9 protein-coding genes are annotated in these 12,571 nt (G+C 54.5%); all 9 read left to right on the forward strand.

The window, feature by feature from the left end; genetic code table 11:
• Nucleotides 1-86 precede the first annotated feature (86 nt).
• Nucleotides 87-1,139, forward strand: coding sequence for a FecCD family ABC transporter permease (locus tag ACZ481_RS04820; protein WP_464769031.1), 1,053 nt, complete (start codon nucleotides 87-89; stop codon nucleotides 1,137-1,139).
• Entirely contained in the window at nucleotides 1,139-2,179 is a 1,041-nt protein-coding gene (locus ACZ481_RS04825; RefSeq protein WP_464769032.1) for a FecCD family ABC transporter permease, read from the forward strand. The genes ACZ481_RS04820 and ACZ481_RS04825 overlap by 1 nt, the downstream gene beginning before the upstream one ends.
• A gap of 19 nt (nucleotides 2,180-2,198) precedes the next feature.
• Nucleotides 2,199-2,999 carry an ABC transporter ATP-binding protein gene (locus tag ACZ481_RS04830; RefSeq protein ID WP_464769033.1) on the forward strand — a complete coding sequence of 267 codons (801 nt, stop codon included), beginning with the start codon at nucleotides 2,199-2,201 and terminating at the stop codon, nucleotides 2,997-2,999.
• 14 nt (nucleotides 3,000-3,013) lie between these two features.
• Nucleotides 3,014-3,787, forward strand: coding sequence for a nucleotide-binding protein (locus ACZ481_RS04835; protein WP_464770578.1), 774 nt, complete (start codon nucleotides 3,014-3,016; stop codon nucleotides 3,785-3,787).
• Nucleotides 3,775-5,070, forward strand: coding sequence for a nitrogenase component 1 (locus ACZ481_RS04840; RefSeq protein WP_464769034.1), 1,296 nt, complete (start codon nucleotides 3,775-3,777; stop codon nucleotides 5,068-5,070). Before ACZ481_RS04835 ends, ACZ481_RS04840 begins: the two co-directional genes overlap by 13 nt.
• Nucleotides 5,057-6,286, forward strand: a complete 1,230-nt coding sequence (locus ACZ481_RS04845; protein WP_464769035.1) for a nitrogenase component 1 — start codon at nucleotides 5,057-5,059, stop codon at nucleotides 6,284-6,286. The genes ACZ481_RS04840 and ACZ481_RS04845 overlap by 14 nt, the downstream gene beginning before the upstream one ends.
• Nucleotides 6,287-6,382: 96 nt before the next feature.
• Nucleotides 6,383-7,117, forward strand: a complete 735-nt coding sequence (locus tag ACZ481_RS04850) for an alpha/beta hydrolase (RefSeq protein WP_464769036.1) — start codon at nucleotides 6,383-6,385, stop codon at nucleotides 7,115-7,117.
• A 764-nt stretch (nucleotides 7,118-7,881) separates the two neighbouring features.
• Nucleotides 7,882-8,763 carry a LysR family transcriptional regulator gene (locus tag ACZ481_RS04855; RefSeq protein ID WP_464769037.1) on the forward strand — a complete coding sequence of 294 codons (882 nt, stop codon included), beginning with the start codon at nucleotides 7,882-7,884 and terminating at the stop codon, nucleotides 8,761-8,763.
• A gap of 172 nt (nucleotides 8,764-8,935) precedes the next feature.
• Entirely contained in the window at nucleotides 8,936-12,289 is a 3,354-nt protein-coding gene (locus ACZ481_RS04860; protein ID WP_464769038.1) for a UvrD-helicase domain-containing protein, read from the forward strand.
• Nucleotides 12,290-12,571: the final 282 nt, after the last annotated feature.

The following is a 12,571-nucleotide window of genomic DNA, read 5'->3' on the forward strand; positions in this document are numbered from 1 at the left end:
GCCTGCGCCCGGCTTTTTGCTGTTCCAGCAATCATAGGCCAACGGTTCAGCGCATGACAGCGCGTGACATGGAGGAGACATAAGCAATGGATCGATCAAATGCCCCGGCCGAGCCGGTTCAAATAAAGCAAATAAAAAAGCAAAGCCGCCCCTGGGCGGCAGGGCTGATCATCGCCGGCGGCACAGGGCTGATGGCGGTGATCATGGCCTTTTCCATTACCAGGGGAGCGGCGGAAATCCCGCTGTCCTCAGTATGGAACGCCTTGTTTCACTTTAACGCGGCCGATACGCAGCACTTGATCGTGGTGGATCTGCGCCTGCCCCGTGTGCTGGCCAGCGCCCTGGTGGGCGCGTCCCTGGCAGTGGCAGGAGCCGTTATGCAGGGGGTGACCCGCAATCCGATGGCCGATTCCGGTTTAATGGGTCTCAACGCCGGGGCGGGTTTTTCCCTGGCCCTCTGCTTCGCGTTTTTTCCCGGACTGGCCTACCTGCAGGTCATCCTGTTTTCCTTTATCGGCGCAGCAATCGGCGCGGGGCTGACGTATGGCATCGCGTCCCTGCGGCGCGGCGGGGCGACCCCCATGCGGCTGGTGCTCGCGGGGGCTGCGGTCAGCGCGCTGCTGGCTGCGCTCAGCCAGGGCGTCGCCTTGTATTTCGACGTGGCGCAGAACATCATGTTCTGGACGGCGGGCGGCGTGGCCGGCTCGAACTGGGAGCAGATCAGGATTATGACCCCCTTGATTGCCGGCGCTCTCCTGGGCTCAATCGCCCTGGCCCGTTCCATTTCCCTCATGAGCCTGGGCGAAGATGTGGCAACAGGATTGGGACTGAATACCATGCTTGTCAAGCTTCTCTGCGCCGCCGTCGTGCTGCTGCTCGCCGGCGCTGCCGTGGCGGTGGTCGGCGCGGTGGGGTTTGTGGGGCTGATCGTACCGCACCTGGCGCGGTTCCTGGTCGGCATGGATTATAGCCTCATTATCCCGTCCTCGGCCGTGACGGGCAGCCTGTTGGTGGTATTGGCGGATTTGGGGGCAAGGACGCTCAACCCGCCCTTTGAAACGCCCATCGGCGCGCTCGTCGCCCTGATCGGCGTTCCCTTCTTCCTGTACCTGGCCCGCAAGGAAAGGAGGGCGCTGTGATGAACGCGCAGCAGGAGAAACTCCAAGCCTATAAACGGAAAATTGCCATCAGGAATACCGGTATTGTCCTCGCCTTTTCAGGATTGCTTATATTGTCATTCATCGTGAGCATGAACACCGGCTACGCGAAGCTCTCGCCCCTGGATACGCTGCGTACGCTGTTCGGCGGCGGCAGCGACATGGAGAACCTGATCCTCTTCGGCTTCCGGCTGCCCCGCATTGTGATTGCCATTCTGGTGGGCGCGGGGCTTGCCTTGTCCGGCTGCATTATTCAGGGCGTGTCCCGCAATGCGCTGGCGGACCCCGGCCTTTTAGGCATCAACGCCGGCGCAGGGCTGACAGTCATTTTATTTGTGCTGTTTTTTCACTCCCAGTCCATCCTGTCGGTCTTTACCCTGCCGTTCCTGGCCCTCATCGGCGCCGGGATCACGGCAATTCTGATTTATGGTCTGGCTTACAAGCGGCAGGCCGGCATTGCGCCGATTCGCTTGATTTTAACCGGTGTGGCGGTGCAGGCCGGCATTTCCGCCCTGACCACGGTGCTGGTGGTCAAGCTGGACGATACGCAGTTTGATTTTGTGGCAGCCTGGCAGGCCGGCAGCATCTGGGGCTCCAACTGGAAGTTTGTCCTGGCGCTGCTGCCCTGGCTGTTGCTGCTGATTCCCTATGTGCTGTCCAAGGCCCGTGTGCTGGACGTGCTGAGTCTGGGGGATGATATCGCCTGCGGCTTAGGGGCTGCGGTGGAAAAGGAGCGCCGGCGCCTGCTTGCTGCCGCTGTGGCGCTGGCGGCCTCCTGTGTGGCGGTCAGCGGCAGCATCAGCTTCGTGGGGCTGATTGCGCCCCATCTGGCGCGGCGGCTGGTGGGGCCGGGCCACCGGGTTTTGTTTCCCGCCTGTGCCCTGGCCGGAGCGGTACTGGTGTCGGTTGCGGATACGATCGCGCGGGTGATCGTCCAGCCCTTTGAAATTCCCACCGGCATTATGGTTGCGATCGTAGGTGCACCGTACTTTTTGTACCTGCTCACCAGGAGCAAACAGTAAACAAAGGCAGGGATAGAATATGAACAGCATTGCAACGGAAAATCTGGCCGTCGCCTATGATGACAATCTCATTGTCGATGATTTGGCGCTGCAAATTCCCCGGGGGAAAATCACCGCCATCATCGGACCGAACGGCTGCGGGAAATCCACGGTGCTCAAAGCAGTGGGGCGTATATTGAGGCCGAAAAACGGCAGGGTGTACTTGAACGGTGCGGATATCCGCAGCCTTTCCACCCGCGAAATTGCGCAGAAGATGGCGATCCTGCCCCAGTCGCCGCAGGCGCCGGCAGGGTTGACTGTGGGTGAACTGGTGGCTTATGGCCGCTTTCCCCACCAGCGGGGTTTCGGCAAGCTCAAACCGGAGGACAAGCAAATCATCGCCTGGGCACTGGCGGTCACGAAGCTTACGGAGCTTGAAACCTCGGCGGTGGATAATCTCTCGGGCGGACAAAAACAGCGGGTATGGATTGCCATGGCGCTGGCGCAGCAAACTGACCTCATTCTGCTGGATGAACCGACAACCTATCTGGACCTATCCTATCAACTGGAGGTTCTGGAGCTTTTATTCCGGCTCAACCGGGAGCAGAACTGCACGATTGTCATGGTGCTGCATGATCTGAACCTGGCGGCGCGTTTCGCCGATTATATGGTTGCCATCCGCAGCGGGGCTATCATCCGTCACGGCCCGCCGGATGAGGTCGTGACGGCTGCGGTGCTCCGTGAAGCTTTCCATATCGACGCTAACATCGTCGCAGAACCCCGAACCGGTCGTCCCGCCTGCATTTCCTACGAGCTGATCAAGGGGCAGGAAAACAAATGAAAGCAGGTGCCGGCATGAAAAAAATAGCCATTTACGGCAAGGGTGGTATTGGCAAATCCACCACAGTGTCCAACGTAGCGGCGGCGATCGCCGCCATGGGTCTGACGGTTATGCAAATCGGCTGTGATCCCAAAGCCGATTCCACCCGCAACCTGACGGGCGGCGTACCTATTCCCACAGTGCTTGACACTTTGCGGGAAAAAGGGGATGCCGAGCTTTCCGATCTTGTGGTGAAGGGAGCCGGCGGCGTTTTATGTGTGGAAGCAGGAGGCCCGGTGCCAGGGACGGGCTGCGCGGGGAGAGGCATCATCACTGCCTTCGAAAAGCTGGCGGAACTTAACGCCTATAAAATATTCAAGCCTGATGTGGTGCTGTACGACGTGTTGGGGGACGTGGTCTGTGGCGGCTTTGCCATGCCCATCCGGGGCGGCTATGCGGATGAGGTGTGCATCGTAACCTCCGGCGAAATGATGTCGCTCTATGCCGCCGCCAATATTGCCCAGGCGGTTAAAAGCTTCGGGCAACGCGGTTACGCGACGCTGCGGGGGTTGATCCTCAACGCCAAGAATTTTGCTAACGAGCAGGAATTGGTAGCCAAAGCCGCCGCGGAAATAGGAGCGCCGGTGCTGTACCGCCTGCCGCGGGATCCGCTTATCCAGCAGGCCGAGGCGTTGGGGAAAACTGTGGTGGAGGCTTTTCCCGACAGTCCCATGACTGCGCATTACCGGCAATTGGCGCGGCTTTGGGCCAAGGACCTGGACGGAGGTAAATGTGCATGCCCGCTGTAAGCCATTTAAAGCGACTCTCCGCCGTTAAATCCAATGTAGGGGTAAAATTCCTAACGCCCGCCGCCTTTCCGGGCAGCCATTGCCCCCTGCATCCGGCCTTGGCGCTGGCGGGAAATATCAAAGGCTTGTCGTCGCTGGTGGTCGGAACGCCGGAATGCACCACTTACAGCCGTATTGTCCTGCAAAATACGCAGGTCAGGCAGGGAGAGCAGCACTGGTCGTATGTACTCGACGCCAGCGAGGTGATATTTGGCTGCCGCCAGGGGCTGATGGACGCGCTGCAAAAAATGGATCAGGCCGGGGCCAAAGCCATTCTGCTGCTGGCCACCTGTGTGCCTGATCTGACTGGCGAGGATATTGAGGGCCTTGTCCGGGAAATGCAGCCTAAGCTGTCGGCCCGTTTAATCTCCGTAATGCTGGGGCATTTCAAGTGCAACAGCTTCCCCGCCGGCTCGTGGAAAACGCTGCAGGCCATCGGCACCCTGATGGCACCAAGAACGATGCGGCCGCAGGTCATCAATGTGCTGGGCCGTTCACCAGGTGAAAAACATATCCCTATGCCGCCTGTTCTGAGCGCGCTGCAGCAGCAGGGCTTTTTCCTGCGCTGTCTTTCGCCGGGGGCTTCGCTGGAGGATTTTTTAGCAGCCCCTGATGCGGTGCTGAATTTGGTGCTGTCGCCGTTTGCAGACCCCTTGGCCACAGCCCTGGAGCAGTCCTGCGGCATTCCCGCTTTTCGCCTGCACACTGTCTATGCGGCGGCAGAGATTGATGCACTCTATGCGGCAATTGCTGACAAGCTGGGGCTTCAATGGGGAAATGAATTTAACCGTCAACGCCTGGAAGCCCTGTCCCTGCAGGAGCAGGCGAGAAAACGCCTGCATGGCTGCCGTTATATTTGCGCTCCTATTGGCCCCGTGAGGACGCTGCCGCTGGCCTCCTATCTGGCGACTCTGGGCATGGAGCCGCTGCTGCTGCATCTGGAGGAATTCTGGCCGGATGATAAACAGTGGGCCGCAGCATTACATACCCTCGGGTATGACCCTTTGGTCTGCCATATGGTCAACAGCAGTGCGGACGCGCCGCTGCTGGCAAGCCTTGCTCCCGATTTATGCCTGGGGGATTTGAAGGAAGCAAAAATCGGGCTTCCCTGCGTGCCATACCTGGCCGAATTATACGGTCTGTCCGGCTATGAGCGGACCAACAGCCTGCTCCGGCAGTTATTGCACGTGCTGGAGCAGCCTTCGGTGGTCAAGGCAGGAGGTGCGCGGCATGGGCTTGCATAGATTTAAGCCGCTTCCCTCCGGCCGTATGGGAATGTTGTGGACGCTGGCTTCCATCCGTAATGCCGCTTTACTGGAATTCGGTTGCATGGGCCATATGCTCTACGGCCGGGTATTTTTGAACCAGGCCGGCGTTGTGGACGCCTGCAAACTTTATTCCACCCATCTGGACGAAACCGATGTTGCCCTTGGCGGCACCGGGCGACTAAGCCGTGCTGTTGCGGATATCGCCATCAGAGACAAACCGCGCGTCCTGTTTCTCTTGCCCTCAGCTGTGCCGGAAATTATTGGCACCGATATTCCCGCCCTTTGCCAGGAACTGCAGCCGGATTACCCGGCTATGCGCCTGCTTCCCTTTCGTAATGTTGGTTTTGATAGCGACCAGCACCGGGGGATACAGGAAACGCTGCTGCAGCTTGTCCAAGTGCTGCCTCAAAATGTGCCCAAGACGCCGTTGCCGACTTTTAATCTGATCGGTTCCTGCGCCGATTTGTTCCGCTTTCAGGCGGACGCAGGCGAGATCGCCCGTATCCTGGCGGGGACCTTCCGGCTAAAGCCGTTGTGCGTCCTGACTTCGGATACGTCGGTGGAGCAAATCGAGCAGCTGGGCGGGGCGCATGTCAACCTGGTGTTCCGGCAGGAGGGAGTGCCGGCAGCGGAGCAGCTGCAACAGCGGTTCGGCACGCCGTATTTGCTGGCCCGGCCTTACGGCATACAGGGAACGTGCGAATGGCTTGAGCAATTGGCGCAAATCACCGGTATAACGCCTGACCGCAGCTACGTGAACGGGCAGCGGAACGAAGCCCGGCGGCTGATTTCGCCGGCGCTGCCCTTATTCAGGCAGGTTAGGGAGCAGCCGGAGAACAGGTGTTTATCCGTGGGCGGCCATGCCGACGTGGTAAAAGGCATCCTTTCCTTTGCCTGCCATGAGCTTTCCCTTCCCCGGGGCAGGTGCTGGTGTGACAGCCCCGCTATGGCCACTGAGGGCATCCCTTATTTTACCGAGGAACAGTGGACGCAAGCGGTGCAAAGTCAGGGAAATGGAATGCTTATGGCCAGTGGCGAGGTTTTGCAGTGGGCCGGGCGTAATAGGGAGCTGCAAATTGCGAATCCGGATACAGGATGGCGTTTGAATCCTTATGAACCGCCTTTTGTGGGGTTTCGCGGTGCGATCCATCTGGTATCCCTCTGGATTAATGAGGCGCTGCGGCGGCAGTAGCTGGAGCAGATAAACGGTGCTATTGGCTGTTTTGATAAAATTGCTGTTGTCAGAAATTCACCATTAAGTTATGGAAGAAAAGGACGGGATGTTTGTTTGAATCTTGTAATCCACAAAAACAAATTCGCGGACCGGGATTATTTTGTCTGCCTGCCTGCGTCATACCTCCACGGCGATAAGCGTTACCCCGTTGTCTATGTGCAGGACGGCGACCGGATTCTCCCTGTTTTGGAAGGGCTGTTTGACAGTTTGAACGGCACAATAGAGGAACGTGCCCGCGAACATATTATAGTAGGCGTTATTCCCCGGAATCGCTTGGATGATTATACGCCCTGGCCTGCGCCGGCGTTGACGGCCGGTGTACCTCCGTTCGGCGGGTTGGGGGAGCAATATCTTGATTTTCTGGCCAATGATCTCAAGCCTTATATCGATGACGTTTACCGAACCTTACCCGATCCTGTAAATACCTGTATCCTGGGGGTGTCGCTCGGCGGGCTGATCTCATTGTATGCGCTATACAAACAGGTCTGCTTCGGACGTGCGGTCAGTGTATCCGGCTCCCTGTGGTATCCGCGTCTCATTGATTTCATGCAGAACCATGCGCCGTGCAGCACCGCCAGCCGCGTTCTTTTACTTTCAGGACGCAGGGAAGGAGCCTGTGAGCCTCCCCCTTTGGATCAGTCTGTTCAATGCGTGCAGCAGGCCCGGCTTATCTTGGCGCAGCAATTATTTGAGCGTGACATACCGCTAATCTGGGACGACGGCAACCACATGGACAATCTCCACTTGCGCTTAAAAAAGGCATTGCAATGGATTGGCGAAGTTAATTGAAGCTCGTTGCCGCTGTTTGCCGGAGCTGAGCCGAATGAGGTGAGTAAAACTAGTAGCGTTCAACCTTAAAACGGTAGGATAATAGCGCGGAGATTTTCGTAAGACAAGGCGGCGGAAGGAGGCATACCGTACGTATGCCGATTGACGACAACGCAGGCTTACGGAAAATCTCCCGTCAGTATCCACAGGCTTAGGGTTGTCACGCTACTGGCTTTTTCAGGTTCGTGGTGAATGCCAGTCTGTCCGAGAGAAAGCGCATAGCAAATTGTACACGGCAGGCTAAAAATCCGGGAGAGAATCGTTAACGATTCTTTCTTTTTTTTATACGATTGTGCTAAAAGTGAGTTTTGGGCAACAGTCGTCTAGACAGCGAATAAATTATCTAGGGGAGGGAACTCGTGGCTGAGGAAGGAAATAAGTAAAGTATTTTTTTATGTGATACTCAGCTTTAATATCAACAATTGATTGTTTCAGCAGTATAAAAGCAGGATTAGAGAAAAATTAAAAGAAAACTTCAACTATGCCTTATTCAGAAGTAATTTTTGCAGACCTGAAAAAGTCGGTTATAAGGATTTATAGAAGCTCTGGTATTTTTGTTTCAACATGTATAGCCTGGAAGCCAGGTGATATGGCTAGTTCATCAACTCACCACCTTATTTTATATGGTATTTTCTTGTATCTTAGCTTATCATAGAAGCAGCAAATAATAAAATTGAATAATCGAAACGTAACGTTCGGTTATATTGAAGCGGAGAAGATAATTCATGGAATTTCGTCACCTGAAAACATTCGTGACCATCGCCAAGCTGGGAAGCTTTGTGCAGGCGGCGGTTGCGCAGGGATATGCCCAGTCCAGCATAACAAACCATATTCACACGCTGGAAACCGAACTGGGAGTGAGACTGTTTGAACGGCTCGGGCACCGGGTGGTACTGACTGCCCAGGGAAAATCATTGCTGTCTTATGCCGAACAGATGCTCAGACTTTCTACTGAGGCAGCTAAATCGATAGCAAATTCCGATATCCTGCATGGTACTTTGACTATCGGGACCAATGAATCGTTAGGCGCCTACCGCTTGCCGCCCTTGCTGCAGGCCTATCGCAAGGCGTATCCGCAAGTCGAGCTGATTCTCAAGTTTGCCAACTGTGACGTGATTTGCGACGACATCCGGAAAAATACAATGGATGTCGGTGTGATCATTAATAATCAGGTTAAGGAGCATGATCTTGTTGTCGAGGAGATTTCCCGGGAACAAATGCTTTTTCTGGCTGACCCCAACCATTGGCTGGCGCAGAAAGAAGCGGTCAGGCCCTGGGACTTAGCGGAAACATGCGTAATTCTAACTGCGCCAGGTTGCAGTTACCGTTTGACGCTGGAAAAAATTTTTAAGGATTCTGGGCTAAAGCCCCAATCCATCCTGGAAGCCGGCAGTATTGAAACCATCAAGCAGCTTGTCATGATCGGGCTGGGAATAGCGATGCTGCCCCGTTTTACGGTTGAGAAAGAATTGGCTGAGGGACGAATGCATGCTATCTGCTGGGCTGGGCCTATCCCCGATTACGCCATACAGCTGGTGCATCACAAAGATAAATGGCTATCGCCGACACTCCAGGCCTTCTTTCAGGCAGTACGGCAGCATAGTTAAATATAGGCCATATTGGAATTTTCCTGTCGAATTGTATTGATTTGGCAGGAATTTTGCATTTTGTTTGAGAATGTAAAATTTAGCTTATTAATAAGACGGAGCAATGACAGACACAAAGCGGGCGACAAGGCACTGCGCGGCTGCAAAAATTCAAAAAACAGGTGGATGAATTATGTTTATCGCTGATTTTCATATACATTCGAAATACTCCCGGGCTACAAGCAAGGATTGTGTTGCCGAGGTCCTCGACTTGTGGGCGCGGCGTAAAGGGATTCACGTAGTAGGCACAGGTGATTTCACTCATCCGGCCTGGCGTGAGGAATTGAAAGAAAAACTTGTGCCCGCCGGCGAAGGGCTTTATGCCCTTAAAAAGGAGTTTTGTCAACAGGATAAAGTGGCGGGCCCCGATTTCAAGCCTCAGTTTATTGTATCCGGTGAGATCAGTTCCATCTATAAAAAAAATGGCAGGGTGCGCAAGGTCCATAACCTGGTACTCCTGCCCGGTCTGGAACAGGCAGAATTAATAGCACGCAAACTGGAGGCGATCGGTAATCTGCGGTCAGACGGCAGGCCGATACTGGGGCTTGACAGCAGGGATTTGCTGGAGATCGTGCTTGACAGCTGCCCTGAGGCTATTTTTATACCTGCCCATATCTGGACGCCTCATTTCTCCCTGTATGGCGCCTATTCCGGCTTTGATGATATCGCAGAGTGTTTTGAAGACCTCACCGGTTACATTTATGCCCTCGAAACAGGCCTGTCTTCCGATCCAGCCATGAATTGGCGCATTTCGGCGCTGGATCAGTTTACCCTTGTGTCCAATTCTGATGCCCATTCGCCGGCGAACCTGGCCAGAGAAGCCAATATTTTCAACACCGGGCTTTCCTATTCAGCTATGCTGCAGGCCTTAAAAAACCGCAGCACAAACGAGTTCTACGGTACAATTGAGTTTTTTCCCGAGGAAGGCAAATATCATTATGACGGGCACCGGGCCTGCAAGGTGTGCTGGAAACCGGCGACGACAAAAGCTGCCGGCGGCCTGTGCCCGGTATGCGGCGGCAAAATTACCGTCGGTGTGCTGCACCGGGTAGAGGCGCTTGCCGACAGGGAAGAAGGCTTCAGGCCGCCGGCGGCCAAACCTTTTGCAAGCATGGTTCCGCTTACTGAGATCATCGCTTCCGCCATCGGTTCGACCGTCAGCAGTATAAAGGTGAGGAAAAAATATGATCATCTCCTGCAGAACCTCGGCCCGGAGTTATTTATTCTCCGCGAGGCATCGCTGCCTGATATTGAGGTGGCGGCAGGTCCCTGCGTCGCGGAAGGAATTCGCAGGCTGAGAGACGGCAAGGTCGACATACAGCCCGGGTTTGACGGTGAATACGGTAAGGTTAAGGTTATAGATAAAAGTGAAATAGAACAGCTGTCAGGTCAATTATGTTTTATCAGTGATGAGCTATTGTCTGAGCTGGCTGCTTGTAGTCAAGAGGTAGCAGTGTCTGAGGAAGTACGAGTACCCGTTCAGGCCGCGGCAGCGGTGCGGGAAGTGGATGAAGCCGGCTGGCCGGGAAAAAGTGAGAATGACCTAGAGGCTGTCCCGGCAAGCTTCCCCTATGGTTTGAATAAAGAACAGTGGGAAGCCGTTGCCGCCTGTGAACCGGCGATCTCGGTTATTGCCGGGCCCGGCACCGGGAAAACCAAAACACTGGTATGCCGGATTGCCTATCTTGTTGAACAATGCGGCGTACAGCCCCATCAGATTACAGCCGTTACGTTTACCAATAAAGCGGCGCAGGAGATGCGCAGCCGCCTGGAGCAGCATTTCGGCGACAGGCGGACCGCCGGCGCTATGACCATCGGCACCTTCCACTCTATCTGCCTGCAAATGTTGTCCCAATGGCGGGGCAAAAATAATATAACAATTATTGATGAATACAATGTTCGCTCTATTGTCAGTGAAATCATAAAGACCATGAAGCTGGAACTCTCTCTCCGGGACGCCCTCAAAGGGATATCGTCGCTAAAAAACGGTGTGCCGCCGACGGAGGGGACAAAGCAAGCGGCAGACACAGCCCTGTTATTTGCTGCTTACTGCGCCCAACTCAAGCGTTATGGCGTGATGGACTATGATGACATCCTGCTCGAAGTGCTGCGGCAGTTTGCCTGTGGCGATGCCGGCGACCTGCCTGGCGGGAACCGGGAAAGCGGCTCATACCTCCTGGTGGACGAGTTTCAGGATATCAATGAGATTCAATACCGCTTAATCAGGGAATGGGGCAAAAACAGTGCGAGTATTTTTATCATCGGTGACCCTGACCAGTCAATCTATGGTTTCAGGGGTTCTGATTTCCGGTATTTTGCCAGATTTACCGAAGAGTTTCCCGGTATCCGGCCAGTCCGGCTGACGCAGAATTATCGTTCGACGCCTGAGATTATTGCCGCCGCCCAAGCGGTGATCACCAACAAGGCTGCCGGGGCGCAGGGCCGGATTCTCAACCCAACCAGGGAAAGCGGCCTGAAAGTGCGTCTGGTAGAAAGCAAGGATGAGTTTGCCGAGGCAATTTTTGTGGCCAAAGAAATAAACCGGATGGTTGGCGGTATCGATATGCTTGCTGCGCACAGCCGGCCGGCAGCTCACAAAACGGGGCGCACAGCCGGGCAGACCAGAGGTTTTGCCGATATTGCCGTATTGTACCGTACCAATCACCAGGCGGAAGTTTTGGAACAATGCTTTTTAAAAGAAGGTATTCCTTACTCGGTGACAGGGCGGGATGACTTTCTTGCCGATAAGCCGGTACGCGAGGCGCTGGCGTTTTTTAAGTTTTTGCTGAACCCCGGGGATATCCTTTCTCTTGTAGAATGCTTGCAGGCAAACGGCATGTATTCGGCGGAACTTAACCGAAAAGTTATAGAGACTTATGCTGCCGGCGGGCCAAGCGTCACGATTCTGGAAAAGCTTTTGGCAGAAACACCGTTGCCGCTCAGGCAGCCCGGCATTTTTGCGGATTTTATCGGATTGCTGGGCAAGTATAAACAGGTTATCCATAAAGAAAAGCCGGGCAAAATTATTGACTCCTGGATGAGCGACAATAATTTGGCAGGCATAAAAAGCCTGGAGCTGCTTTTGCACACGGCAATTACCCATAAGGATATGCCGTCCTTTATCCGGAACGTTATACTGGGCAAGGAAAGCGATATTGTCCGCAGCGGCAGCAAGGTTTATTCGCCTGATGCGGTGTCGTTAATGACGGTGCATGGCGCCAAAGGCCTGGAATTTCCGGTAGCGTTCATTTGCGGTGTGAATGATGGTCTGATTCCTTTGAAAAACAACGTCCTTACTTTTGACATTGATGAAGAGCGGCGGTTGTTCTATGTCGGGGTGACAAGGGCCAGGGACGAGCTTGTCCTGATAACGTCCCGGACCCCGTCGCCTTTTGTTGCCGGCCTGCCGGCCGGGCTGCTAAGCGTAGAAGCTGCATATAAGCAAAAGCCGGTACCCCACTATAAACAGGACTGTCTATTCGATTAGGATGGTATTCTCACCTTCTTATAATAAATATTTAGTTTACACAGAGGGCAGGTTCGCTGGAACCGGCCCTCTCGTATTTTCCCTCAAAATCCATGACGATGGTGACATTCTATGACGATGGGGACGTTCCTTTTTTGGCACAAAAATATTTCTGTTGCATCGTTTTAATGGAGAAAAGCGGGACGTTAATCTGCAGACCTTTGCAGGCAGTCAATGGAAAGTTAAGCTTGCTATTGTTCGGCAAAGATGAATACGAAATAAATGCTGAGCATAAAAACTGGC

Source organism: Sporomusa intestinalis (genome assembly GCF_055383785.1).

Bases quoted from the DNA above. Each gene is read 5' to 3' on its own strand.
- ACZ481_RS04845 (WP_464769035.1), top strand. From the start codon at position 5,057: ATGGGCTTGCATAGATTTAAGCCGCTTCCCTCCGGCCGTATGGGAATG.
- ACZ481_RS04840 (WP_464769034.1), top strand. From the start codon at position 3,775: ATGCCCGCTGTAAGCCATTTAAAGCGACTCTCCGCCGTTAAATCCAAT.
- ACZ481_RS04825 (WP_464769032.1), top strand. From the start codon at position 1,139: ATGAACGCGCAGCAGGAGAAACTCCAAGCCTATAAACGGAAAATTGCC.
- ACZ481_RS04820 (WP_464769031.1), top strand. From the start codon at position 87: ATGGATCGATCAAATGCCCCGGCCGAGCCGGTTCAAATAAAGCAAATA.
- ACZ481_RS04860 (WP_464769038.1), top strand. From the start codon at position 8,936: ATGTTTATCGCTGATTTTCATATACATTCGAAATACTCCCGGGCTACA.
- ACZ481_RS04830 (WP_464769033.1), top strand. From the start codon at position 2,199: ATGAACAGCATTGCAACGGAAAATCTGGCCGTCGCCTATGATGACAAT.
- ACZ481_RS04835 (WP_464770578.1), top strand. From the start codon at position 3,014: ATGAAAAAAATAGCCATTTACGGCAAGGGTGGTATTGGCAAATCCACC.
- ACZ481_RS04855 (WP_464769037.1), top strand. From the start codon at position 7,882: ATGGAATTTCGTCACCTGAAAACATTCGTGACCATCGCCAAGCTGGGA.